Origin of the sequence: Acinetobacter celticus (genome assembly GCF_001707755.1) — a bacterium.
GTDB lineage: Bacteria > Pseudomonadota > Gammaproteobacteria > Pseudomonadales > Moraxellaceae > Acinetobacter > Acinetobacter celticus.
Map to the genome: position 1 here is coordinate 139,912 of NZ_MBDL01000012.1, position 24,762 is coordinate 164,673.

Sequence of the window (24,762 nt, forward strand, 5' to 3'; positions counted from 1 at the left end):
TCTCTATAAAATTTTGATTTTAACCAAGCAGGTTCATATGGCACTCTCCAGTTTTGGTAAAATTTTGACTGTTCTAGATTTATTTTCATTATCACGTTCTGTGATTAATGTTGATATTATCAGTGATGAATTAAATCTATCTAAGCCAACCAGCTATCGCTATCTTAAAGAATTAGTATCTGCAGAATTATTGCAACGCCTCAGTGGTACTTCTGGTGATTACGTGCTTGGTTCAAAAATTGCAGTTTTAGATTATATCTCTCGAACCACTGATCCCTTGGTGCAAATCAGCACCCCTTTTATGCAAGATATTGTGGAACGCACTGAATTTTCCTGCCTGCTCACACATTTAAATTATGATTCCTGCATCGATTTGCATGATGAAGTTTTTAAAAACTCCTTATTGTTGTCGTATGGTCGGGGTTGTCCTCGCCCCGTCTATGCGGGTTCATCGGCAAAAATTATGTTGGCCCATTTACCCAAGCAACAAATGTTGGACTATTATCGACGTTATGCACCACAACTTGCCCAAATTGATTTTGCCAACAATGAAACCGATTTTTTAATTCGAATGAAAAAAATCAAAAAACAAGGCTACTATTTTTCAAATGGTGAACTTGACCCCAATATTGCAGGTCTTTCTGTGCCCGTTAAATTTTCGAGTAAAGAGCCGTCATTAGCTTTAACACTTTTGGCATCTAAAAATCGCTTTGAATTTGTCAATTTACAAAAATTGATTGAAATTTTGCAGGAAAATGCGCACTTGATTGAGAAAAAATTAATGACGCTATCAGACAATTTAGAGACACAGTCATTTTCAAGAATATAAGTGACGCGACATGCCATAAAAAAAGCCTGCTCTTTTATGAGCAGGCTTTTTTTCGCAACCCAAATCTTAACGTTGTACTTTCTGCTCAATTTCTTCAACACTGGTATGGCGTACATCAAAACCTTTCACCATATAAATCACTTGCTCAGAAATATTACGCGCATGATCGCCAATTCGCTCCAAAGAACGTAACACCCACATCACATTAATGACACGGCTAATATGACGCGGATCTTCCATCATATAGGTCATGAGTGTGCGAGTTGCCGACTGATATTCACGGTCAATATCAGCGTCGGCCAGCAGGACTTTCAGCGCCTGATCGACATCCAAACGGGCAAATGCATCTAAGGCATCATGAATCATCACTCGGACTTGGTTACCAATATGGCGTGTTTCCATATAACCACGTGGCGAACCGCCCTCTTCACATAATCCCTGTGCAATACGGGCAATTTTGGCAGCTTCATCCCCAATACGTTCTAAATCGGTATTGGCTTTAGACATTGCAATCACCATGCGCAAATCAATTGCTGCAGGATGACGACGTGCCAAAATTAAAGTGATGGCCTCATCAATTTCTGTTTCATAACGATTCACGGTATTGTCTTGAAACTGTACATCTATCGCCATGGTGGCATCTGTATCCAGCAAAGCTCGAATGGCATTTGCCACCTGTTGCTCTACCAAGCCCCCCATAGTCATAAACTTGGTGTTGAGGGCCTGCAAATCTTCATTAAATTGCGAAGAAATATGGTGATTCAACACAGGATTATTTGGATTCAAAGAACGTACTCCACGACAGCAGATTGAGACAGATTTTTAAGCAGATATTAAAGCATATCCATTATGAACGTTTGATGACGGTTTATTTTTTCTTTGCAACAATTTCCAATGCCTACTGAACCAACCATGTATTCATTTCTGCAACATCTTGATCGGTCAATCTGCCGACGGATGCTTTAAGCTGCAAGACATGCAGTAGATAATCATATTTTGAATTTAAATAATCCTGCTTGGCTGAAAAGGCATTTCGCTGTGCCAAAAGTACATCAACCATGGTTTTCAGACCTTCTTGATACTGAGCTTGCGAAGCTTTAGATACAATTGTCGCTGAATCCATCGCAGCTTTACGCGCCTGCAACTTAGCCTCATCGCTTTCTAGTTGTAGAAATGATTTTTTAACATCACTTGTCGCCTTGCGGGTTGCCGCCTCTACTTGTGCTTCGGTTTTTTTGACATTAATCGTGGCTTGTTTGATAGATTTTTGAGTACGACCGCCGTTATAAGCATTCCAGTTCATCTCTATACCCACTTGGTCAAACTGCCCATCTTGCGACATAATTGATTCTGGAGACTGCTTGCTATAGCCATAAGTGCCAACAGCTTCAATTTGTGGATACAAGGCTGCTTGTTCTACCCGCTTTCCATCTTCTGCATAACGACGTTGAATTTTAGCTTGCAGAATCCCCAAATTTTGGCTCATGGCCAAATTTTCCCAATCCTGCATATTATTTGGTACTGGTTTTTGAAATTGAAAATCTTCACGTAATACTGCTAAATTTTCACGATATGAACCAATCAATTGCTGTAGCTGCTCCTGTGCTAAAACCAATTGCACATGTGTGGACATACGGTTGGCTCGTGCATTTTGATATTGTGCATTGGCTTCACTGACATCACTTTTTGCAATCAGTCCTTCATTCAGTTTGGCATTCATCACTTTGAGCTGTTCAGATAAGGCTTGCTCTTCTTGCAAATTTGCAACCGTGAGTGCCTGCTGACGTAAAACATTAAAATAAGTATCAGCTACTTGTAAAATATGGTTTTGTTGTTGAATACGTAAATTAATTTCACTTAAATCAATTGACGTTTTGACCTGTTTTAAACCTTCCCAAGCATCCCAACGAAAAAGAGGTTGACGCGCAGTCAGTGTAATTTGCTTATTGGTCGTACTTGCAGGTAAAGATAAGCCAATATTACTCGCGCTTTGATTGACGTTTTGATTTTTACGAGCAACATTGCCTGCAAGTGTGATGGTCGGCAAAAGATTGCCATTGGCAATGCCTAAATTCAGCTGATCTGCTTCATATTGTAACTGACTGGCTTGCCAATTCGGATCGGACTGTTTAGCCCGCTCATACGCATTGACTAAATCTAGGGCAAATAAAGCAGGACTAGCAAATAACAAATAAGCGCTAAGTATTAAGTTTATCTTCATTTTTTTATCATAAATCCATCACAGCCTAAAACGATAGGTTTGGCACTGAACATCAATTTCAAGCAAATATTAAAACGATTAATGCGAATTTCCATATGATTATTATTAATTTTTTGCACAAGCGAGCTGACTTTAACGTATTTCCTTTTAGGACGCGACCATACTCACAGCGCAGTAACAAAGCACTGCACAATACTACACAGTATGAAGTCATTTCGGCTATAGAATATTGGCATTCCATCAGTCAACTGTATTTCTCTCTTTTATCATCGAGTGCCTGTGTCAAAGTTTTTTTCTTTTGCAAAGTTCAGCTTTGCCTGCTCATCTCTCATCATGCTGACTGCTTGTCAGCAACAGCCCGAGCCACAACCTGCTAAAGCACAGTTAGACAGTGCGCAAACACAGCATGATGCGGTAGATCTGACTTTGCTGTGCCAAAAGCTTGAAAAAAACATGATGGAAATTAATGCACAGCGCACGACTTTTGCACTGGAACAAATCAATCAAGATTTAAAAGTGTGTCTGCCTTTGCAAAATCTGGCCAAACAAAAACAATTATTACAACATGCCAATACCATGTATAAAAATTTTCTGCATGTAAAACGCACTTCTGCACAGCAACTGGCTTTTGAACAATATGCCTTTGATATGGCGCAACATCCGACCATTCACCAAAGTCATTTTGAGCAACTCACCTTACGTGATCAATATTTACTCAAACATCAAGGGCAGGCCTACATTGAATTGGTCGACCCTACGACCACAGCGATACATTACCAACGTAGTTCTGAATATTTAGGTAAAATTTTTGCGCCCTATATGCCTGAAGCAGAACGGGTCTTTATTGAAAATTTAGCTCTACAAAATGCAGAAAAGGCCTATGCGGGTCAGAATCTGTTGATTGAGCCTTTTGAGATTTCACGGCGTGCCTTATTTTGGGAAGACTATGTTCATCAATATCCTCAAAGTAGTTATCGCCAAGATGCGCAATATTTGTTGTATCAATACAAAGTCTTTTTATTTAAAGGACTTAAAAACACCCCCGTGTCTGGCCATTATTCAGACCCCATCGACGTTCAAGTGAGTACGATTGAAGAACTGAAAAAAATCGCTCAATTGCAAAATTCTACATTGGCAACTCAGGCAAAAAAGTTTCTAGAGTTTCTAGACTTCAGTCCAGAACAACGCATACAGCTCACAGGAGGACTAGATACACTTAGCCCTTGGCAACAGCTCGAAATCTATTTAAATTTACGCAATCCATTGCCCAACTATAAAAAAGACTGCTTCAGTGATGGCATTTGTCTTCCATCCAAATAAGCTAATGCCTTCATCTTTAAGAGATCTTTGACCGTCTTCAGACAAAATTGCCAAATTGGCTATTTTTTAGGGTCAGATTAAGCTAGTATTTCGCCATCGCTTGACGGAGCGCGAGTAATCACTCGCTGAGATTGGGTCAGTTGTTCGTTTGAATGAACTTAAACCCAAGTACCGTTGAACCTGATCAGGTTAAGACCTGCGTAGGAATCAAGCCATCTAAAAACTGAACGCCCTCAATTTATCTATTTCTGTAGAAATACACGGTGCTTCTCTATCTAAATAGAGAAATTATCCCCTGTGAAATAGTCTAAATTTGCCATCGTTTTTGGTCGTGCTTGATTCGTTGATATCATTCATAAGGATCATTGCAATGAACCAATTAACGAATCTCTCTTCAAATGATCAACTTGCTCAACATGAGCAAGATGCCAAAGATCTGACCCGTATTTTACCCGCTTCCTCTAAAGTTTATATTCAAGGTTCACGCCCAGATATTCAAGTTCCAGTGCGTGCAATTTCACTGACCGACACTCCTACAGGTTTAGGCGGTGAACAGAATCCTGATATTTTGGTCTATGACACTTCAGGTGTATATACCGACCCAAATGTGACTATTGACTTAAACAAAGGCCTACCCAATGTTCGTGAAAACTGGATTGAAGAACGTGGCGATACAGAACAATTAGACACTCTAAGCTCTGCATTTGGGCAAGAACGCCTCAAAGATATTCGCACCGCCAACATCCGTTTTGCGCATATTCAAAAGCCACGTCGCGCCAAAACTGGACAGAACGTCACGCAAATGCATTATGCACGTCAGGGTATGATTACGCCTGAAATGGAATACATTGCCATTCGCGAAAACCAACGCCAGCATGCAGGTGTTGATATGCGCCAACATGCAGGTCAAAACTTTGGTGCACGCAATTTAATGGAAATCACCCCTGAATTTGTGCGTAAAGAAGTGGCTGAAGGTCGTGCCATTATTCCTGCCAATATTAACCATCCTGAAATTGAACCGATGATTATTGGGCGCAATTTCTTAGTCAAAATTAATGCCAATATTGGTAACTCTGCGCTGGGTTCTTCCATTGATGAAGAAGTCGCAAAAATGACCTGGGCGACGCGTTGGGGTGCAGACACCATCATGGATTTATCGACAGGTAAAAATATTCATGAAACCCGCGAATGGATTATTCGTAATTCACCTGTGCCGATTGGGACTGTTCCAATTTACCAAGCTTTAGAAAAAGTCGATGGCGTGGCAGAAGACTTAACGTGGGAAATTTTTAAAGACACGCTGATTGAACAAGCCGAACAAGGCGTGGACTATTTCACCATTCATGCAGGAGTGCTTTTAAGATATGTGCCAATGACCGCCAATCGTCTGACGGGTATTGTGTCGCGTGGCGGTTCTATCATGGCGCAGTGGTGTTTGGCACATCATACTGAAAACTTCCTATATACGCATTTCGATGAAATTTGCGAAATTATGAAAGCCTATGATGTGTCATTTAGTTTGGGGGATGGCTTGCGCCCGGGTTGCATTCAAGATGCCAATGACGAAGCACAGTTTTCTGAACTGCGTACATTAGGCGAGCTGACCCATCGTGCATGGAAACATAATGTGCAAGTGATGATTGAAGGCCCCGGTCATGTACCCATACATATGATCAAAGAAAATATGGATTTGCAATTGGAAGTCTGCCAAGAAGCGCCCTTCTATACCCTTGGCCCGCTGACCACTGACATAGCCCCTGGTTATGACCATATTACTTCAGCCATTGGTGCAGCCATGATTGGTTGGTACGGTACAGCCATGCTGTGCTATGTCACGCCAAAAGAGCATTTGGGCCTACCCAATAAAAAAGACGTTAAAGATGGCATTATCACCTATAAAATTGCAGCCCATGCAGCAGACTTAGCCAAAGGTCATCCGGGTGCGCAAGTTCGTGACAATGCCTTATCTAAAGCACGTTTTGAGTTCCGTTGGGAAGATCAGTTTAATCTTAGCTTAGACCCTGACACTGCCCGTTCTATGCACGATGAAACCATGCCCAAAGAAGCGCATAAATCTGCGCATTTCTGTTCCATGTGTGGACCTAAATTCTGTTCGATGAAAATTACGCAAAATGTTCGTGATTATGCGCAAAATCAACAGAATGCAAAGGCAAATAGCGAAAGTGCTGTGGCCATTGATGCAGGAATGGAAACCATGAAAACGGCTTACCACGAACACGGTCAAAAGTTGTACCACAAAGTGTAAATTGATTAAAAAAAATTGGCGTTCTTTTAAATCTCAGTTAGGATGAAAACTGCCGTTTTCATCCTTTTTTAATTGACATTAAAGTTATGAATATTATTCAACAAGCATCTTATAATAACAACGATTACGCCATTGATGGGCGCGAATATCTGTTTAAGGGTTTTATTCAAGTCGAAAAACTCAGCTTACGTCATCGCTTGTTTAAGCAAAGCGACTATACATCGGTCATCCAACGTGAATTGGTGCATCGACCTGAAGCGGCAGGTGTGCTCATTTATAGCCTACAACAGCAAAAATTTGCCTTAATTGAACAATTTCGTGTGGGCGCAATTGATGATGCGGTATCGCCATGGCAACTGGAAATTATTGCGGGCGTATTAGATGGTGATGAATCGGCTGAAAGTTGTATCCGCAGAGAAAGCCTTGAAGAATCTGGCTGTGCATTAAATCAATTACAACATATTTTTAGTTTTTACCCTTCTGCAGGCGCATGCTCTGAATTATTTCACTTATATGTGGCCGAAGCACACTTGCCTGAACACGGTGGCATATTTGGTGTACCTGATGAAGGTGAAAATATTTTACTGCATATTTTGAATTTTACCGATCTGCCTGAGCTAATGGTTAATGGTCGGTTAAAAAACGCACCTGTCATTATGGCCTTGCAATGGTTGCAGCAGAAAATTCATAATATGCAGAATGTCTAAGGGGAAGGACATAGCTTTGTCAATGAATACAGATATATCATCCGACTGGACCATCATTCAAATTTCAGACACGCATCTTATGGATCAAGCTGACCATACATTTGCGGGGATGAACCCTGAACAAAGCTTTCATATCGTGATGGAGCATTTGACACATCATTATTCAACGCCTGATGCCATCATTCATACGGGTGACTTGGCTCAAGTTCCTGTGCAGGAAACCTATTCGCGTTACTTGCAGTATATGCAGACCCTGAATATTCCACATTACCAAATTCCGGGTAATCATGATGATCGTGCGGTATTCCCTTTTCATTTACAACAAGATCAGGCTCACCTGCTCAGCTTTGGCCAATGGCGTATTGTGCTACTCAACAGTGCTGTAGTCGACCAAGTCGATGGTTGGATTTCTGAGGCACAACTGACGCAACTGGATCAAATTTTAACTGCACACCCTGAACAGCATGTCATCATTGCCTGTCATCATCACCCTTTTGCTATGCAGTCTTTGTGGATTGATCAACATAAGTTAAAAAATTCAACGCATTTAATGCATGTGATTGCCAAGCACCAAAATGTGAAAGTGGTTTTATACGGCCACGTCCACCAAGACTCAAGTAATGAGTGGCATGGCGTACAGTTTTTATCGACTCCCTCCACCAGTATCCAGTTCAAACCGCAGAGTGATACCTTTGCACTCGATGAGTCTTTTCCGGGTTATCGTGTACTGAATTTAAAAGAAAATGGGGAGTTTTCTACTGAAGTGGTGCGCGTAAAAATTAATCAACCTAAAATTAATATTGAAATTTCAGGTTATTAACTTTTAATTTTGTTTTTTTTACTTTAGTTTATTGCCTCAGATAGGAATGAGATCGTTTCAATCGAAACATCTAAGACTATCAAAATCGAAAAAAAGTCTATATGATGACGGCCCTTGTAGGTGAAATATCCTCTAGGGTGGATAAAAAACTTGCATATCACCATATTTTTTGCGTATAGATATAAGCATATGATGAGGAATGCCCTATATGGCGAATGACAACCAAAATCAAGTCTTAGACGAACAAGTTGCGGTAACAGATGAAAAGTCTGTAAAACGTGTCCGTAAAGCAAAGCCGAAAGCGTCTGAAAGTGGTTCTACTGCTAGCTTATTTGGTATTGAGCCTTATCAACCTAAGAAAAACGAAGAATACATGTCTGAAGGGCAACTTGAGCACTTCCGTCGTATTTTGTTGGCATGGAAAGCTGAATTGATGTCTGAAGTCGACCGTACTTTAAACACCATGCAAGATGAAAATACTGCGCTTCCAGACGTCAATGACCGTGCAACGCAAGAAGAAGAGTTCGCCATTGAATTACGTACACGTGACCGTGAACGTAAATTAATTCGTAAAATTGAGCAATCAATTGAAGCGATTAAAAATGATGACTACGGTTTCTGCGAAACTTGCGGTATTGAAATTGGCTTACGTCGCTTAGAAGCGCGTCCAACAGCAACTTTATGTATCGACTGCAAAACCCTTGCAGAGATCAAAGAGAAGCAAAATAACGGTTAATCATGTTATTGAATAATCCTCCCTCAACCTCTCCTTGTGTAAAGGAGGGGGACAACAGGATGGCTTATGTGGGTCGGTTTGCGCCATCGCCAACCGGCCCTTTACATTTTGGCTCTTTAATTACAGCCATTGCCAGTTACTGCGATGCCCGTGCTCATTTAGGCTCATGGTTGGTACGTATTGAAGATACCGATATCCCACGCATTTACCCCGGCAGTGAAGATCACATTCTACGTGCGCTTGACGCTTTTCAGTTTGAACCCGATGCAGACATCATCTTTCAAAAAGACCGCATAGACATTTATGAAGCAGTGATTGAACAGTTACATCAGCAAGGTGCTGTTTATGCCTGCCAATGTCGACGCAAAATGCTCGGTTCCAATCATATTTATATGGGCACTTGCCGAGACCTCGCTTTACCCTTAGAAAACCAAGCCATACGTGTCAAGGTAGATAATCAAACCATTTGCTTTACTGACCGCCTCCAAGGGCGACATTGCTCCCAATTACAACAAGATTTAGGTGATTTTGTCCTCAAGCGTCGCGATGGGATTATGAATTATCAGCTTGCTGTAGTCGTCGATGATTATCTTCAAGGAATCACCCACGTCGTTCGTGGCGCAGATTTATTGGATAATACCGAACGTCAAATTTGGCTGGGAAAATTGCTGGGCTACCCTGAATTGCAGTATATGCATTTGCCTTTGGCTATGAATGATCAAGGCCGAAAACTGTCTAAACAAAATAGGGCGCAAGCCTTGGACTTAACGCAAGCATCGCAACTTTTGCAGCAAGCTTTGCTCGCCTTGCATCAACCGAGGGTGGAACTGGATACACCCGCGAATATGCTAAAACAAGCCATTGCACAATGGGACGTTACATTCATTCCACACGGCACAGAGTTGCAGGGAACTTATTGATAAAATAGCTTTATGCTCAAAGTTATTTAGCGACTAAAGTATCGAAGCGGCCCCTTCTGCTATTGTTCAATAATTATAAAAATCACAGAATAAAAAACCGAGCATAGTTTGTACCACACTCGGTTTTCAGGTTTTAAACCCGCTTCTTTAGAAACTAGATTCTTCTTTACTTGGATTAACTTGATTGGTCGCAGATTCAATTTTTAAGATCAAACTGACCATCACAGCACAAATAATCAAAGACGAGCCACCATAACTAATAAAAGGCAAAGTCAGGCCCTTTGTCGGTAACATTCCCATATTCATTCCTGCATTCACCAAAATTTGAAGCAAGAAAATAATACTGATACCGTAAGCCAAATAACCTGCACGTAAATACTGATTTTTTAATGCCCGATGGCCAATTTTAATACAGCACAGCACCATGGTAAAAGACAGCACTAAAACAGTGGTAATGCCGAAAAAGCCAAATTCCTCACCTAAAATAGCCAACATGAAGTCAGTGTGTGCTTCGGGTAGATAAGACATTTTTTGAATACTGTGTCCTAAGCCAACGCCAAACCATTCACCACGACCAAAGGCCATTAAGGCATTCGACAACTGATAACCTGTTCCTAGTGGATCAGCCCAAGGATTGGTAAAAGACAACGCACGTTGCAAACGATATGGCTCGAAGACAATCGCAATAGCCAAGCCCGCAATAATAAAGGCCAAAAAGGCAATAAATTGAATGGCGGGTGCGCCTGCAAGGAAAAATACCCCCAAGATCATGAGGACAATCACAGCCGTTGCTCCTAAGTCTGGCTCAGCCAAAATTAAGCCCACCGTGATAACCATCACAATACCCAGACGAATCAGACCTGAAACACTGGTTCGTACTTCCTCTGCCCTTCGAACCACATAGTCTGCGGTAAAAATGGCCATCATGACTTTTGCCACTTCAGAGGCTTGCAAAGTAAAGCCTGCAATACGAATCCAGCGGGTTGAACCATTGACCTCGGTTCCTGCCACCAATACAAAGATCAACAATAAAATGGTCATGAGCCACAATGCAAAGGTATTGTTAAACCACACATTCAACGGCACTTTATAGGCTAAAAATGCTGCCACACAGGCCACAAAAATTGAAACACCATGTCGTGTCACATAATGAAATGCATTTTCATGTAAGCGGTCTGCATAAGGCATAGAGGCCGAAGCCACCATAATGGAGCCAATACAGAGCAAAGCCAATACGCAAAAAATAAGGGTATTTCGCATATTCATTTCGGCAGGAAATTTGGGTGCCCACCGATCATAGACGTCATTTATTTTACTGATGGTCGTCTGAGCTAACCCAGCCATACAACTTTCCTTATCGTTCTTTTAAGCCAGTACATTGACGCAATCAACAAATTGATGACCACGCTCACTGTAACCTTTAAACATATCAAAACTTGCACACGCTGGAGACAATAACACGACATCATTGGCCTTCGCATGTTGTTGACAAATTTCTACTGCTTGTTGGAGTGATTCTGCATGTAGAAGTTCAGTCGTACCCTCAATGGCTTTTTCAATCACGGAACGGTCTTCACCAATCAGTACTGCAACTTTAACGTATTTACTGAGTGATTCACGTAGTGCGCTAAAGTCTTGGCCTTTGCCCTGTCCACCTAGAATAATCACCACTTTACCACCTTGAGCTTCAATGGCAGCCCCTAAACCATCTACAGCCGCCAAGGTTGCACCTATATTAGTACCTTTAGAGTCATTATAATAACGCACACCATGCAACTCTTTGACAAACTCACAACGATGTTCTAAGCCCTTAAAGGTCTTCAGTGTTTCCAACATCGACGCTTGTGGTAGGCCAATCGCTTCACCTAAAGCCAAACATGCAAGTGCATTGGCCACATTATGTGTACCTTGAATATACATATCTGAGCTTTTCAGTAAGCGCTCACGACCACGTGCTAGCCAAATCGTGCCATCATTATCACGTAACACGCCATATTGATTCATATCAGGTGCATTTAATCCAAAGCTTTGCATGGGCGTTACATCGGGTACTAAAGGACGTGTTAAAGAGTCATCACGGTTATAGACCACTTTTTTTACAGCTTGGAAGATACGATGTTTGGCTGTATGATAACCCATCATGTCACCATGACGGTCTAAATGATCTTCACTCATATTCAGCACCACAGCAACATCTGCAGCTAAGTTCGATGTGGTTTCTAATTGAAAACTTGAAAGTTCGAGTACATAAAGTTCTGGGTCATCTTTGGTTAAATCTAACGCGGGACGACCTAAATTCCCCCCTACCGCAACTTTTTTACCCGCATCTGCTACCATCAAACCAAACAATGTAGTAACGGTACTTTTAGCATTTGAGCCTGTAATGGCCACAATCGGCTTGTCTGTTGCACGGCGTAAAATTTGAATTTCGCTGACCACAGGAATGCCTTTGGCCATTGCGACCTGAATTTCAGCAAGCTTCGGATCTAAGCCCGGACTAATCACAATTTCTTCGGCTTGAAGCAATAACTCTTCATCTAATTTGCCAAAACTGGTTTGCACACTTGCTGGAATTTGATCATGCCCCGGAGGAACACTCCGTGAGTCTGTTACCGCAACACTATAGCCTTTTTCATGCAGAAAATTGACTGCTGAAACACCCGAAATACCGAGTCCAACCACAACTTTTAATCCACCGCGTTGTATCAACATACTTGCTCACCAACATTGAATTTTTTAAATTTGCAAAATGTTAGCACTTTGCTGTTTTGAATACTTTTTCAGTTTTGACTTTCTAACAGTTTTTTTGTGTCAGCGCGTAAAAAAACCGTCATATTGATGACGGTTTTTCTATTTCACAGCAAAGTAGATTTAAGTCGTGGTTTTTATTTCCACTTTACCGCCTGCACTGGTGATTTTTTTTCAGTCGGTGCATCCGTACTAGAACAGCCACAACTTCCACCACAACCCGCAACCATGGCAGGCTTTAAGCGTTTAGCAATAGCCGTCCAACCCTGTTTTTGGGCCACATTCGATAAAGACAGAAAAAATGTATAAGCTGTTTTTGGAAAAACCTTCTTAAACACCACGACAGCACTCCAAATCACCAATGCAGCCACAATTAGTATTTCAATCATTGTTGTCTCCTCTTACGTCGCCTAAAAAATTATCCAAAATAATGTGATGCAATCTGATAGGTTAAGAAAGCCATTAAATAAGCCAAACCAAATAAATAAACCGTCATAAAGCCCACAGTTTTCCACGAACCAGTTTCACGTTTCACCGTAGCCAATGTTGCCAAGCAATGCGGTGCATAAACAAACCACACCAATAAAGACAGCCCTGTTGCCAATGACCAACCTAAGTCACCACTACTAATTAATGTCGATAAACCTTGTGATACCGCATCTTCATCGGTTGCAGATAAAGCATAGACCGTACCCAATGCAGCAACCACTACTTCACGCGCTGCCATGGCAGGAATCAGTGCAATACAGATTTGCCAGTTAAAACCAAGCGGTGCAAAAATAGGTTGAATAACATGACCCAACATCCCTGCAAATGAATAATCAATATCAGGGAGGGTTGCACCTGTTGGTGGTTGTGGGAAGGTACACAAGAACCAGAGCAAGATCGATAAGGCAAAAATAATGCCACCGACACGCTTTAAAAAGATTTTGGCGCGATCTAGCAGGCCAATCCAAATGCTTTTCACATCTGGAAAACGATAACTTGGCAATTCCATCAACAACGCATGTTGAGATTTATCTTTCTGGAAAAATTTCAGTACAGTCGCCACCACTAAGGCACTGACAATACCCGCCATGTACAAGGCGAACAGCACAAGACCTTGTAAATTCAATACGCCCCATACCATTTTTGCAGGAATGAAGGCTGAAATAAGTAAGGCATAAACCGGTAAACGCGCTGAACAGGTCATCAAAGGAGCAACCAAAATGGTCACAAGACGATCACGCGGGTCACTAATACTCCGCGTTGCCATTACCCCAGGTACAGCACAAGCAAAACTAGACAATAATGGAATAAAGGCACGTCCACTCAGACCCGCCTTGAACATCAACTTATCCAGTAAAAAGGCGGCGCGTGGTAAATAACCCGATTCTTCAAGCACTAAAATAAAGAAGAATAAAATTATAATTTGTGGCAAGAACACAACCACACTGCCCGCACCCGCAATAATGCCATCCACGACTAAACTATTTAGCAAAGGATGAGAAATATGCTGTCCAATAAATTCGCCAAACCAACCAAAGAAGCTTTCAATGCCATCCATGAACGGGGCCGCCCATGCAAACACCGCTTGGAAAATAACAAACATGATGACGGTTAAGCTGATTAAGCCGAATATTGGATGTAAAAATATTTTGTCTAGAAAATCTGAACGCTTATCTTCTTGATCAACAAAAAGTACAACATCATTCAAAATAGTGGCAATTTTTTGGTGATTGTTGCCCGTTAAACCGCTGAGTTCTGTATGTGGAAGTGCATATTTGCCCTTATCCAATGCATTCATTAAGCTTTCAATACCCGCATTGCGTACCGCAACGGTTTCAACCACTGGAATGCCAAGGCGTTCCGAAAGTTTTTGGGTATTAATTTGCATCCCGCGTCGGCGTGCTTCGTCCATCATGTTCAGTACAAGTAAAATTGGGCGTCCAAGCTCAATTATTTCAAGCACTAGACCCAAATGCAGTTTGAGGTTTGTGGCATCAACCACACATAGGAACGCATCCTGATGACCTTCTTCTGCAATTTTTCCTTGCACGACATCACGGGTAATTTCTTCATCTGGGCTAGTCGCATTCAGACTATACGTACCTGGTAAATCTAATACCCGTACCGCTTTGCCTGAAGGTAAAGTAAATTGCCCAACTTTACGTTCAACCGTCACACCCGCATAGTTCGCAACTTTTTGGCGTGTTCCAGTTAAATGATTAAATAATGATGTTTTACCACAGTTGGGATTCCCGACGAGGGCAATACGTAACGCCTCACTCATGCGGGGGCTCCTTCAATTTCTATTTTTTCAGCTTCAATTTTGCGCAGTGCAAAGCGAGTAAATCCAATTTGAATTAAAATGGGGTCGCCACCAAAAATACCTTTGGTAATCACTTGCACTGTTGTACCTGGAATAAAACCCAATGTTTCCAGACGACTTGCAACAAGATCAGCCTGAGCATTTTGCTCATTTTCAAGGCGATGCACCTTTTGAATAATGGCTGACTGTTTGACTTTTAAATCAGATAAACGCACGTATCTAATCCTGAAAAATTTTGTCCAGTATACAATCAAATGAGAATAATTACCAAATCAGATTTGATTTCAATTCTCATTCAACATCCATCCATCGACAGTCTAAAGAAATTCATTTACATTGCATAAAACCAAGCATTTATGGGGTTCACAGATGAAAGTTGAAATTGCATGTTAAATAAAAAGCCCCGTGTACCTGCCCCAACTGTTATTCCAGAACAACTAATTTTTTTACAGGGTTTCCGTGATTTCTTAATTGCTCAAACCGTCAGCCCGCACACTAGAAATGCTTATTTATCTGATTTAATTCAATGCAGTGAATGCTGTTCTCAAGCGATGCCGTTATGGTCAACGGATGATATTTCAGATGTACTTTTAGCCCTAACCAAACAAGGGAAAAGTCCGCGTTCAATTGCCCGTTCCCTGTCTGCACTGCGCTCGTTTTTTAAATTTTTACGTGAACAAAAACTACGTCACGATAATCCTGTCGGGACACATAAAACCCCAAAAATTGGCCGTGCCTTACCCAAAGACCTTTCAGAAGCAGATGTTGAAGCCCTGATTCAAGCACCCGATACAACCACCGCTCTAGGCCTGCGTGATCGGGCCATGTTGGAAGTGCTCTATGCCTGTGGCTTACGCGTTACAGAATTACTCAATTTGCGTTTAGACTTAATTAACTTAAAGCAAGGCTATTTACGCATTGTCGGCAAAGGCAATAAAGAGCGCCTCGTACCTTTAGGACAAATCGCCTGTGAATGGGTCGAAAAATATTTATCCGAAGCCCGTGCAACACTGTATAAAACATCAACCGATTATTTATTTTTAACTCAGCACGGCGGTATTATGAGCCGACAAAACTTTTGGTATGCCATTAAGCGCTATGCGTTACAAGCCAACATTCAGACTGAATTGTCGCCACATACCTTAAGACATGCTTTTGCTACGCATCTATTGAACCATGGGGCAGACTTGCGTGTCGTTCAAATATTATTGGGTCATAGCGATTTATCTACCACACAAATCTATACCCATGTGGCACAGCTTCGTATGCAACAATTACACGCGGCACATCATCCTCGTGCTTAAAAACCCTGAATATCTAACGAAGACATTTTATTGGCTACGCAATTTTTGCTATGCTAATCCATCAGTTTTATAAGCTAAAAGAAAAAGGGCTGTTTATGCTATTTACCCGTTCAAAAATTTTTATCGCATGCACACTTGTTGCAGGCTTGGGTTTAACAGCCTGTTCAAAGCCAAATAGTGAAGATAAGCAAGCACCACTTACTGCGAGTGCACCTGCAACGGGAGAAGCCTCTAACCTTTCTGAACGCAATGCACAGCAACGTTTAATCACAACGCTACAAGATGGCCTTAAAAAAGCCAATATTAATGCCAAAATTACCAGTGTTAAACCCACTGAAGTGCCAAGTCTATACTGGGTCAGCTTTGAAGGGATGTCTTCGGTCTATGCCACTGCCGACGGCAAATACATTATTCAGGGCGATGTCATTCGCTTAGGTGACAAAACTTTGCACAATGTCAGTGAAGGTCTACAGTCAGAAGTCACCAAAAAAGAATTAGCGAAACTACAAACAAAAGACCTTATCGTCTACAAAGCCAAAGGTAAAACCAAACACGTGGTTTATGTCTTTACCGATGCCAGCTGCCCTTATTGCCATAAACTGCATGAACAGATGGATGAGATTAATAGCAAAGGCATTGAAGTACGCTACATTGCATGGCCACGTGGTGAACAGTTTATTCCTGCCATGGAAAGTGTTTGGTGCAGTGAAAACCGCCAAGAAGCATTTAATCAAGCCATTGCTGGTGCTCAACTTCCAGCAGCAACATGCAAAACACCAGTCCGCGACATGTATCAAATGGGTCTAAATATTGGCGTAAACGGCACTCCTGCTATTTACACCACAGAGGGTGTTTATTTGGGTGGCTACATGGAACCAAGCGAGCTTGATACCCGCTTAAATAAATAATTTTTATTGATTAAATTACTGTTTTTTATAGATAGAGAGAAAATTGTGAATCTCCTAGAGTCATGGCATTTTTTTAGCTATGATCTAGGTTCACTTAAAGTTGATGAATATTATGGAGTGTGACGTGAAACCAGTTCGTCTGGCAATCCTCGGTCTTGGTACTGTGGGTGGTGGTGCCCTTAAACTATTAAAAGAAAATGCTGCTGAGATTAAACGTCGCACCGGTCGTGAAATTCAAATTACCCACGTCGGTACGCGTCGTCCGCGTCCTGATCTTGATCTTCCTGAGTCAGTGAAACAAAGCGCCGACTTAATGGACATTGTCCGTCAGCCCGATGTCGATGTTGTCGTGGAAGTCATGGGCGGTATTCATCCTGCTTATGAAGTTATTATGGAAGCCATGAAACATGGCAAACATATTGTAACAGCCAATAAATCATTGCTTGCTGAACATGGTACGGCTTTATTTAAAGCAGCTGATGAAAATAAAGTTCAAATTGCCTATGAAGCTGCCGTTGCTGGCGGCATTCCAATTATTAAAGTGATCCGTGAAGGCTTAGCGGCCAACCGAATTGATTGGTTAGCCGGTATTATTAATGGTACAGGCAACTTTATTCTGACTGAAATGCGTGAAAAAGGTCGTGCTTTTGCTGATGTTCTACAAGAAGCACAAGAGCTTGGTTATGCCGAAGCCGATCCAACCTTTGATGTCGAAGGGATTGATGCTGCACATAAACTGACAATTTTAGCGTCTTGTGCCTTTGGTATTCCGCTACAGTTTGACAAAGTTTATACCGAAGGCATCAGTAAAATCACAGCGCAAGATGTGAAATATGCTGAAGAACTGGGTTTTCGTATTAAGCACTTAGGTATTGCACGTCGTGCAGCAAATGGGATCGAACTCCGCGTCCATCCGACGCTGATTCCTGCTGAAGAACTCATTGCCAATGTAAACGGTGTTAAAAATGCCGTTTTGGTACAAGCGCACGCTGTAGGACCAACATTGTATTATGGCGCAGGTGCAGGTGCAGGCCCAACCGCTTCTGCTGTTGTGGCTGACGTAATTGATATCGTCCGTGATATTTCTTATACCGAAGATGGTGCTGGAACAATTCCGCAACTGGCTTTTGAAGCTTTAACAGACTTGCCAATTCTACCACGTGAAGAAATGACCACAGGTTATTACATCCGTATTAATGCTGAAGATCAAACCGGCGTTCTTGCAGATGTCACCACTATTTTAAGCCGTGCAGGTATCAGTATTGATGCCATCATGCAGCAATCGCGCTTAAAAGACCTTATTCCAATCGTGATTCTGACAGATCCTGTCGTTGAATCAAAAATGGATGAAGCCCTTCAACAAATTCAAGCATTGCCCGTCATTCATGGCGAAATTGTACGAATTCGTTTAGAATCGCTTGATAATTAATCGGGTCGAGGGGGATTTTTTTGCTTCCTCTCGCCAAGCTCTACACACTATTGGAACATCATCATGTCGAATGCCAATCGTTATACTGGTTTAGTTGACCGTTATCGCGACCGTTTACCAGTGTCTGCAACTACTCGTGCAATTTCTCTTGGCGAAGGTAATACGCCACTGATTAAGCTTGAGAACATTCCACGTCTAACGGGCAAAAATGTTGAAATTTATGTGAAGTATGAAGGCTTAAACCCGACTGGTTCATTTAAAGACCGTGGCATGACCATGGCAGTAACAAAAGCCGTTGAAGAAGGCTCAAAAGCCATTATCTGTGCATCTACAGGGAATACTTCAGCAGCAGCCGCCGCTTATGCAGCACGTGCAGGTATTAAAGCATTTGTACTTATCCCAGAAGGCAAAATTGCCATGGGTAAAATGGCGCAAGCCATGATGTACGGTGCAATCACCATGCAAATTCGCGGGAACTTCGATGACGGTATGCGTCTGGTTAAAGAAGTCGCGGATCAAGCACCTGTAACTATTGTGAACTCGATCAACCCTTACCGTTTGCAAGGCCAAAAAACCATTGCTTACGAAATTGTTGAAGCTTTGGGTCGCGCACCTGACTATCACTGCCTACCTGTCGGTAATGCAGGTAATATCACTGCGCACTGGATGGGTTATACCGAAGCCGTTGCCAACCAGCCAAAAGAACAGTTTGAGCAAGTGATTTATGATGCTGAGACTGATCAGTTTACTGGCCCTAAACCGGCTGGCTTGCCAATTATGGCAGGTTATCAAGCGTCTGGCGCTGCCCCATTCCTTCGTGGCGCTCCAGTTGCAAACCCTGAAACTGTAGCAACAGCAATTCGTATTGGTAACCCACAAAGCTGGAACCATGCCAAAGCAGTTGTACGTGATTCTCAAGGTTGGTTTGATGAACTAACAGATGCTGAAATTCTTGAAGCACAACGCTTATTGTCGATGTATGAAGGCGTTTTTGTAGAGCCTGCATCTGCAGCGTCTGTCGGCGGTGCTATTCGTGACATTAAATCAGGTAAAATCAAAGAAGGTTCAATCATTGTTTGTACAGTAACGGGCAATGGCTTAAAAGATCCAGACACGGCAATCAAACAATGTTCTGATGCCGTGATGTTGTCTATTGATGCCACAATGGATCAAGTGAAAAATTCTATTCTTTCAAATATGTAATTGATTACCTATTCAATAGAATAAAAAAAATCCCTGCATTTGCAGGGATTTTTTTATTCTTAATGTGTGTTGAATGACACTCAAACGTTGAGTAAATTTAAATATCATCAACAGCTATAAGATTAAATACGTTTTGGTAGTTGGCTGACCCAAGTCATCAGTTTAGTTGCATCATTGGTACGTGCTGCTGATGAATCGGCACCGAGCAAGACCACAACCGCAGGACGATTATTTAAAGTCGTATGCATGACCACACAGCGCCCTGCTTCATTAATATAGCCTGTTTTTGAAATATTAATATTCCAACCACCATTACGCACCAGCGCATTGGTATTGTTTGACTTGAGAACACGGTAACCTAAATTAAAATCGTAGCTTGGCGTGGTCGAAAATTGACGAATCAAACCGTATTGTGAAGCGCTATTAACTAAAATGCCTAAATCGCGTGCAGAAGATATATTACGTGGGTCTAGGCCTGAAGATTCGACATAACGTGTACTGTTCATTCCCAACGATTTCGCCTTTGCATTCATCGCAGAAACAAAAGCAACACGTCCACCCGGATAAGTTCGTGCCAATGCAGCCGCTGCAGGATTTTCAGACTTCATTAAAGCAAATAACAACGCTTCCGCACGGTTCATTGAATCGCCAGCACGTAAAGTTGAACTTGAGTTTTTGCCACCTGCCCCAGCAAAATCAATCTGTTGCAAAGTAATATTTTCCGACATGTTCAAACGAGCATCGGCTATGATCACAGCAGTCATTAACTTAGTAATAGATGCAATTGGAAATGCCGTATTGCTATTTTTACTGTAGAGCACTTCACCCGTTTGACCATCCATCACCAAGGCTGAACGAGCATTGATTGAAGGCTGATTAAAAGAAGCGCTGGTATCAAAAATTTGTACCGTCTTCGTCGGTGAAGATTGTACAGCACCATTCGAACTACGAATGGACGTCGTAATTTTTGCTGAACCTTGTGGTGAAGGTTCATCTGCTTTATTTACAGAAGCAGACACGTCACCATTTAATAGCTGATTGGCTTCTTCCGAAGACCAGCTCAAGCTCGCTTGATTTGTACCTGAATTCATTACAATATCAGCAAAGCTCATTGAACTCATGCCAACCAGAAATGATAGTCCCAGTACCCGCATTAGCGATTTATTTAAATTTTTCACCATGATTCACTCAACTCAATTCAGGCAATATTTGCGTATTACCTCTAATATGCCGTACATTTACACCGAAGAACAATTTTCGTTCAAACACAGTGTAATAAGTTTTCATTTAAGATAAGAATAGCATTGCTAATTTTGTCGTTTCATTGCAAGCTTATTTTGCGTTATGTAACAAAAAAGACGTTTTTAAAACAGGGAGAATACAGGTGATCACAGTTTTAGTGGTAGATGACCATGAATTGGTGCGTACGGGTATTTGTAGAATGCTCGAAGACCATGCAGATATTCAGGTTATTGGTCAAGCTGAATCTGGTGAAGATGCAATTGCCCTCGTCCGACAGCATCACCCCAATGTGGTCCTTTTAGATGTCAATATGCCAGGAATTGGTGGTGTAGAAACCACACGACGCTTATTACAAAGCGCGCCTGAAACCAAAGTACTGGCAGTCAGTGGTTTGGCAGAAGAACCTTACCCATCATTACTGTTAAAAGCTGGTGCTAAAGGCTATATCACCAAAGGCGCACCTGTAACTGAAATGGTTCGCGCCATTAATAAAGTCATGCAAGGCGGAAAATATTTTAGCGCCGATATTGCTGAACAATTGGCCAGCTCTTATTTATCCGATACGCAACAATCTCCTTTTGATGCCCTGTCTGAACGCGAAATGCAAGTTGCCATGATGGTGGTCAACTGTATTAGCGCTCAAGAAATTGCAGATAAATTATTTGTGAGTGTAAAAACAGTCAACACCTACCGCTATCGTATTTTTGAAAAACTCAATCTGGACAGTGATGTTAAATTAACGCATTTGGCCATCCGCTATGGATTAATTAAACCTTAAGCCAAACCACTGTGTAAGCTATATGACTCAGCGCTCCAATCACTCAGAGTTAAATCAATACCATTTGGGTATTTGGTATAGCGCTTATCGCTTTATTATCAGCTTTTGTATGCTGATGATTTTTCTGACCACGTATTCCAAACTGGCAACAGAATATCAATATCCAAGGCTATATCTTTATGTGATGACGGTGTACGTCATCCTTAGTAGCCTCCAGTTTTTTATCATCAAGAAAATTCCCTCTTCCATCTCTAAACAGTTGGTATTGATTTTTTTTGCAGATGTGACTGCTTTAAGTTTATTGACCTTGGCACTTGATGGCCCAAACCTCAATTTAAGCCTGCTCTTTGTGATTACAATTTTTGCTGCGTCGTTACTCCTGAATGCACAAAAAGCCTTAGTCATTACCTTAGTTGCTGTTATCAGCGTCATCTATCAACTCTTTTTAGGCTCAATTTTAGACATTGCCTCTTTAAAAAATATTGGCAATAGTGCCTTACTGGCCTTTCTATTTTTTGTGGTTTACGGCAGCGGACAAATTGCTGTTCGGCGTTTCCAAATTCTTGAAAATTTAAATTTTTCTCAATCTATTGAATTGAACCGTTTACAGAATATTAACCGCTATATTTTGGAACAAATTGACACAGGTTATTTGGTTTTAGATGAAAATTGTCATGTCGTACTCAGCAATCCTGCGGCCTGTTCGTTATTGGGCATTCCCGCAAGTTATAGCCATGACAAATATCCACTGTACAAAACACAGGCAGACTTATTTGAACTGCTCAAATTTGAAGACCTGCAAAATGGTGAAAAATTTCAGTTTAAGTCGCAACAAAGTCGCTACTATATTCATGTGCATGTACAAAAACTGAATGTGCCACAGCAGACCTTAACTTTATTGGTGCTGCAAGATGCTGAAAAACTCAATCAGCATGTACAACAATTAAAATTGGCCGCTTTAGGGCAACTGTCTGCCAGTATTGCCCATGAAATTCGTAATCCCTTAGCCGCTATTGTACAAGCCAATGATTTACGTACTGACAGTGAACCTGAGCAACAACAATTGCTCAGTACCATGATTGCAAAACAAGCCAAACGAATTGACAGTATTATTCAAGACACCCTAAATATGGTGAAAAACAAAGAAACCCATACCGTCTTGTTACGTTTAAATCAGTTTATTCCCCAATTGATTCAAGAAGATTTGGCCGATATTCGAAATAAAATCCAACTGAATATACAAACAGACTGCTGCATTTATTTTGATGAAGCCCAGCTTCGCCAAGTACTGATTAATTTAATCCGCAATGCCATACGCCATAATGATATTGATATGCCACATATTGAAGTCAATATTTATCCGCATGAGCAAAAAATGTGGCTAGATGTTCGTGATTTTGGCCAAGGGGTTGCGATTCAGCATCAAGCTTCATTATTTCAGCCTTTTTTCAGTACCGAAATTACTGGAACTGGTTTAGGATTATACCTTGCACACAGCTTTTGTGAGGCGAATCAGGCGCAACTCACGTATGTAGAACAACAACGAGGCGCCTGTTTCCGACTCAGCTGTCAACGTGCAGTGCTTTAATTTTTTTGGGGTGAAATTGTGGAAAAACGGCCACTGGTATTACTGGTAGATGACGAAGAAGATTTATGCTTACTGATGCAGATGTCATTGTCACGCATGGGCATCGACACCCATAGCGCACATTGCTTAAATGATGCAAAAAAGTCTCTGACTGAACATCAATATGATGCGTGCTTAACTGATTTAAATTTACCAGATGGCAATGGCCTACAACTATTGGAATGGATTAACCTGCATTGCTCAGGCTTACCCGTTGCAGTGCTCACGGCTTATGGCAATATGGAAATTGCCATTGCGGCCTTAAAAGCAGGTGCCTTTGATTTTGTCAGCAAACCTGTAAATCCGAAACACTTAGAGCAACTTCTACAAAAAGCACTCAACAAGCCAACTGACACAGCGCAACCACAAGCCGACAGCTTAGAATATAAAATGCTGATTGGTCAGTCGAAACCGATTCAGCAACTGCGTGTCACCCTTCGAAAAATTGCCCGCTCTCAAGCGCCGGTCTTTATTACAGGCGAGTCTGGTACAGGCAAGGAAGTGATTGCCAATTTGGTTCACAGGCTTAGTAACCGTAATGAAGGCCCTTTTATTGCCATTAACTGTGGGGCAATTCCAACAGAACTCATGGAAAGTGAGCTTTTTGGACACAAAAAAGGCAGTTTTACTGGGGCAACACAAGACAAACAAGGCCTCATTCAATCTGCCCATGGCGGTAGCTTATTTTTAGATGAAATTGCAGAACTTCCCTTAAGTATGCAGGTCAAACTGTTACGTGCGGTACAGGAAAAACGCATTCGCCCCGTCGGTTCAGATGCCGAAATTGATGTCGATTTTCGCGTGATTAGTGCCAGTCATCAAGACCTAGAAGCATTGATACAACAAGGGCGCTTCCGACAAGATTTATTTTTCCGCATTCATGTCATGGATTTAATTTTGCCCCCACTACGTGAACGCGGTGATGATATTTTATTACTGGCACAGCATTTTATTCAGAAAATTAGTACCGAATGGGGTATTTCTGCCAAACAATTGACGACCCGCGCACAAGAATTTCTAACAGCACAATATTACCCAGGTAATGTCCGTGAGTTACGCAATATTATTGAACGTGCCATGACGCTGAGTGATGATGATCAAATTGATCTACCACAGCTCTACAGTGCTCCACAGCGCCAAGCCATGCAACAACCGACAGTAACTAGTTCGGAAGCGCCAACCACGCCTTTTTCTGAGCCAGAAATCAATCTGAAAAAATTACCTGAAGAAGGTCTGGAAATTCACCTTGAGAAAATTGAAAAGGAAATTCTATTAAATGCGCTTAATTTAACGCATTGGAATAGAACAGTTGCGGCTAAAAAACTGGGAATGTCGTTTAGATCGTTACGCTATCGTTTGAAAAAATTTGGCTTGGATACAGACGAAGACTAAA

22 protein-coding genes and 1 riboswitch are annotated in these 24,762 nt (G+C 41.6%); of the genes, 14 read left to right on the forward strand and 8 right to left on the reverse strand.

The annotated features are described in order from the left end of the window. Nucleotides 1-37 precede the first annotated feature (37 nt). Entirely contained in the window at nucleotides 38-829 is a 792-nt protein-coding gene (locus BBP83_RS13100) for an IclR family transcriptional regulator (RefSeq protein ID WP_068889279.1), read from the forward strand. A gap of 66 nt (nucleotides 830-895) precedes the next feature. On the opposite strand, the gene phoU is transcribed toward BBP83_RS13100, so the two are convergent. Together phoU and abuO are read right to left on the reverse strand one after the other, a co-directional pair. Then, nucleotides 896-1,615, reverse strand: coding sequence for a phosphate signaling complex protein PhoU (phoU, locus tag BBP83_RS13105; protein ID WP_068889281.1), 720 nt, complete (start codon nucleotides 1,613-1,615; stop codon nucleotides 896-898). Nucleotides 1,616-1,727: 112 nt separating this feature from the next. Then, nucleotides 1,728-3,050, reverse strand: a complete 1,323-nt coding sequence (abuO, locus tag BBP83_RS13110) for a multidrug efflux outer membrane protein AbuO (RefSeq protein WP_068889283.1) — start codon at nucleotides 3,048-3,050, stop codon at nucleotides 1,728-1,730. A gap of 333 nt (nucleotides 3,051-3,383) precedes the next feature. On the opposite strand from abuO, the gene BBP83_RS13115 reads away from it, so the two are divergent. From BBP83_RS13115 to gluQRS, 6 genes are all read left to right on the forward strand, one after another. Beyond that, on the forward strand, nucleotides 3,384-4,370 hold the full coding sequence (locus BBP83_RS13115; protein WP_068889285.1) for a hypothetical protein: 987 nt from the start codon (nucleotides 3,384-3,386) through the stop codon (nucleotides 4,368-4,370). A gap of 94 nt (nucleotides 4,371-4,464) precedes the next feature. After that, nucleotides 4,465-4,594, forward strand: a riboswitch (TPP riboswitch). A 146-nt stretch (nucleotides 4,595-4,740) separates the two neighbouring features. After that, nucleotides 4,741-6,636, forward strand: coding sequence for a phosphomethylpyrimidine synthase ThiC (gene thiC / locus BBP83_RS13120; RefSeq protein WP_068889287.1), 1,896 nt, complete (start codon nucleotides 4,741-4,743; stop codon nucleotides 6,634-6,636). A gap of 86 nt (nucleotides 6,637-6,722) precedes the next feature. Further along, nucleotides 6,723-7,343, forward strand: a complete 621-nt coding sequence (locus tag BBP83_RS13125) for an NUDIX domain-containing protein (protein ID WP_068889289.1) — start codon at nucleotides 6,723-6,725, stop codon at nucleotides 7,341-7,343. 22 nt (nucleotides 7,344-7,365) lie between these two features. After that, on the forward strand, nucleotides 7,366-8,163 hold the full coding sequence (gene cpdA / locus BBP83_RS13130) for a 3',5'-cyclic-AMP phosphodiesterase (RefSeq protein ID WP_245669755.1): 798 nt from the start codon (nucleotides 7,366-7,368) through the stop codon (nucleotides 8,161-8,163). A gap of 208 nt (nucleotides 8,164-8,371) precedes the next feature. After that, the gene (gene dksA, locus BBP83_RS13135; RefSeq protein WP_068889293.1) at nucleotides 8,372-8,899 is read left to right on the forward strand and encodes an RNA polymerase-binding protein DksA; all 528 of its coding nucleotides are present in this window, start codon (nucleotides 8,372-8,374) and stop codon (nucleotides 8,897-8,899) included. Nucleotides 8,900-8,901: 2 nt separating this feature from the next. Then, a complete protein-coding gene (gene gluQRS, locus BBP83_RS13140) occupies nucleotides 8,902-9,819 on the forward strand; it encodes a tRNA glutamyl-Q(34) synthetase GluQRS (RefSeq protein ID WP_068889295.1) in 918 nt (305 codons plus the stop codon). Nucleotides 9,820-9,966: 147 nt separating this feature from the next. Here the strand turns inward: gluQRS and ftsW are convergent, their stop codons facing one another. The 5 genes from ftsW to BBP83_RS13165 form a co-directional block, all read right to left on the reverse strand. Continuing rightward, entirely contained in the window at nucleotides 9,967-11,163 is a 1,197-nt protein-coding gene (gene ftsW / locus BBP83_RS13145) for a putative lipid II flippase FtsW (protein WP_068889297.1), read from the reverse strand. Nucleotides 11,164-11,184: 21 nt separating this feature from the next. Beyond that, a complete protein-coding gene (gene murD, locus BBP83_RS13150) occupies nucleotides 11,185-12,531 on the reverse strand; it encodes a UDP-N-acetylmuramoyl-L-alanine--D-glutamate ligase (RefSeq protein ID WP_068889300.1) in 1,347 nt (448 codons plus the stop codon). 173 nt (nucleotides 12,532-12,704) lie between these two features. Beyond that, the gene (locus BBP83_RS13155) at nucleotides 12,705-12,956 is read right to left on the reverse strand and encodes a DUF6587 family protein (RefSeq protein ID WP_068889302.1); all 252 of its coding nucleotides are present in this window, start codon (nucleotides 12,954-12,956) and stop codon (nucleotides 12,705-12,707) included. 29 nt (nucleotides 12,957-12,985) lie between these two features. Beyond that, complete coding sequence (gene feoB, locus BBP83_RS13160; protein WP_068889304.1) at nucleotides 12,986-14,839, reverse strand: ferrous iron transporter B; 1,854 nt, start codon at nucleotides 14,837-14,839, stop codon at nucleotides 12,986-12,988. Then, nucleotides 14,836-15,093, reverse strand: a complete 258-nt coding sequence (locus tag BBP83_RS13165; protein ID WP_068889306.1) for a FeoA family protein — start codon at nucleotides 15,091-15,093, stop codon at nucleotides 14,836-14,838. Before BBP83_RS13165 ends, feoB begins: the two co-directional genes overlap by 4 nt. 171 nt (nucleotides 15,094-15,264) lie before the next feature. On the opposite strand from BBP83_RS13165, the gene xerD reads away from it, so the two are divergent. The 4 genes from xerD (at nucleotide 15,265) to thrC (ending at nucleotide 19,722) form a co-directional block, all read left to right on the forward strand. Beyond that, on the forward strand, nucleotides 15,265-16,182 hold the full coding sequence (gene xerD, locus BBP83_RS13170; protein WP_068889308.1) for a site-specific tyrosine recombinase XerD: 918 nt from the start codon (nucleotides 15,265-15,267) through the stop codon (nucleotides 16,180-16,182). 95 nt (nucleotides 16,183-16,277) lie between these two features. Then, nucleotides 16,278-17,090, forward strand: coding sequence for a DsbC family protein (locus BBP83_RS13175; RefSeq protein WP_068889310.1), 813 nt, complete (start codon nucleotides 16,278-16,280; stop codon nucleotides 17,088-17,090). Nucleotides 17,091-17,214: 124 nt separating this feature from the next. Continuing rightward, nucleotides 17,215-18,519, forward strand: a complete 1,305-nt coding sequence (locus BBP83_RS13180; protein WP_068889312.1) for a homoserine dehydrogenase — start codon at nucleotides 17,215-17,217, stop codon at nucleotides 18,517-18,519. Nucleotides 18,520-18,582: 63 nt separating this feature from the next. Then, nucleotides 18,583-19,722, forward strand: a complete 1,140-nt coding sequence (gene thrC / locus BBP83_RS13185; protein WP_068889315.1) for a threonine synthase — start codon at nucleotides 18,583-18,585, stop codon at nucleotides 19,720-19,722. Nucleotides 19,723-19,844: 122 nt separating this feature from the next. Here thrC and BBP83_RS13190 read toward each other — a convergent pair whose 3' ends face one another. Further along, nucleotides 19,845-20,900 (reverse strand): serine hydrolase, encoded by a 1,056-nt coding sequence (locus BBP83_RS13190; protein WP_171258111.1) that lies wholly within the window; start codon nucleotides 20,898-20,900, stop codon nucleotides 19,845-19,847. Nucleotides 20,901-21,106: 206 nt separating this feature from the next. Here BBP83_RS13190 and gacA point away from each other — a divergent pair, with 206 nt between their 5' ends. From gacA to BBP83_RS13205, 3 genes are read left to right on the forward strand one after another with little or no spacing between them, the layout of a single operon-like run. Further along, nucleotides 21,107-21,742 carry a response regulator transcription factor GacA gene (gene gacA, locus BBP83_RS13195; protein ID WP_068889320.1) on the forward strand — a complete coding sequence of 212 codons (636 nt, stop codon included), beginning with the start codon at nucleotides 21,107-21,109 and terminating at the stop codon, nucleotides 21,740-21,742. 22 nt (nucleotides 21,743-21,764) lie between these two features. Next, nucleotides 21,765-23,330, forward strand: a complete 1,566-nt coding sequence (locus tag BBP83_RS13200) for a sensor histidine kinase (protein WP_068889322.1) — start codon at nucleotides 21,765-21,767, stop codon at nucleotides 23,328-23,330. A 15-nt stretch (nucleotides 23,331-23,345) separates the two neighbouring features. Next, nucleotides 23,346-24,761 carry a sigma-54-dependent transcriptional regulator gene (locus tag BBP83_RS13205; protein ID WP_415502419.1) on the forward strand — a complete coding sequence of 472 codons (1,416 nt, stop codon included), beginning with the start codon at nucleotides 23,346-23,348 and terminating at the stop codon, nucleotides 24,759-24,761. Nucleotide 24,762: the final 1 nt, after the last annotated feature.

Coding starts and splice junctions, on each gene's coding strand:
- BBP83_RS13100 (WP_068889279.1), top strand. CDS start 38: ATGGCACTCTCCAGTTTTGGTAAAATTTTGACTGTTCTAGATTTATTT.
- abuO (WP_068889283.1), bottom strand. CDS start 3,050: ATGAAGATAAACTTAATACTTAGCGCTTATTTGTTATTTGCTAGTCCT.
- BBP83_RS13115 (WP_068889285.1), top strand. CDS start 3,384: ATGCTGACTGCTTGTCAGCAACAGCCCGAGCCACAACCTGCTAAAGCA.
- thiC (WP_068889287.1), top strand. CDS start 4,741: ATGAACCAATTAACGAATCTCTCTTCAAATGATCAACTTGCTCAACAT.
- BBP83_RS13125 (WP_068889289.1), top strand. CDS start 6,723: ATGAATATTATTCAACAAGCATCTTATAATAACAACGATTACGCCATT.
- cpdA (WP_245669755.1), top strand. CDS start 7,366: ATGAATACAGATATATCATCCGACTGGACCATCATTCAAATTTCAGAC.
- dksA (WP_068889293.1), top strand. CDS start 8,372: ATGGCGAATGACAACCAAAATCAAGTCTTAGACGAACAAGTTGCGGTA.
- gluQRS (WP_068889295.1), top strand. CDS start 8,902: ATGTTATTGAATAATCCTCCCTCAACCTCTCCTTGTGTAAAGGAGGGG.
- ftsW (WP_068889297.1), bottom strand. CDS start 11,163: ATGGCTGGGTTAGCTCAGACGACCATCAGTAAAATAAATGACGTCTAT.
- murD (WP_068889300.1), bottom strand. CDS start 12,531: ATGTTGATACAACGCGGTGGATTAAAAGTTGTGGTTGGACTCGGTATT.
- BBP83_RS13155 (WP_068889302.1), bottom strand. CDS start 12,956: ATGATTGAAATACTAATTGTGGCTGCATTGGTGATTTGGAGTGCTGTC.
- feoB (WP_068889304.1), bottom strand. CDS start 14,839: ATGAGTGAGGCGTTACGTATTGCCCTCGTCGGGAATCCCAACTGTGGT.
- xerD (WP_068889308.1), top strand. CDS start 15,265: ATGTTAAATAAAAAGCCCCGTGTACCTGCCCCAACTGTTATTCCAGAA.
- BBP83_RS13175 (WP_068889310.1), top strand. CDS start 16,278: ATGCTATTTACCCGTTCAAAAATTTTTATCGCATGCACACTTGTTGCA.
- thrC (WP_068889315.1), top strand. CDS start 18,583: ATGTCGAATGCCAATCGTTATACTGGTTTAGTTGACCGTTATCGCGAC.
- BBP83_RS13200 (WP_068889322.1), top strand. CDS start 21,765: ATGACTCAGCGCTCCAATCACTCAGAGTTAAATCAATACCATTTGGGT.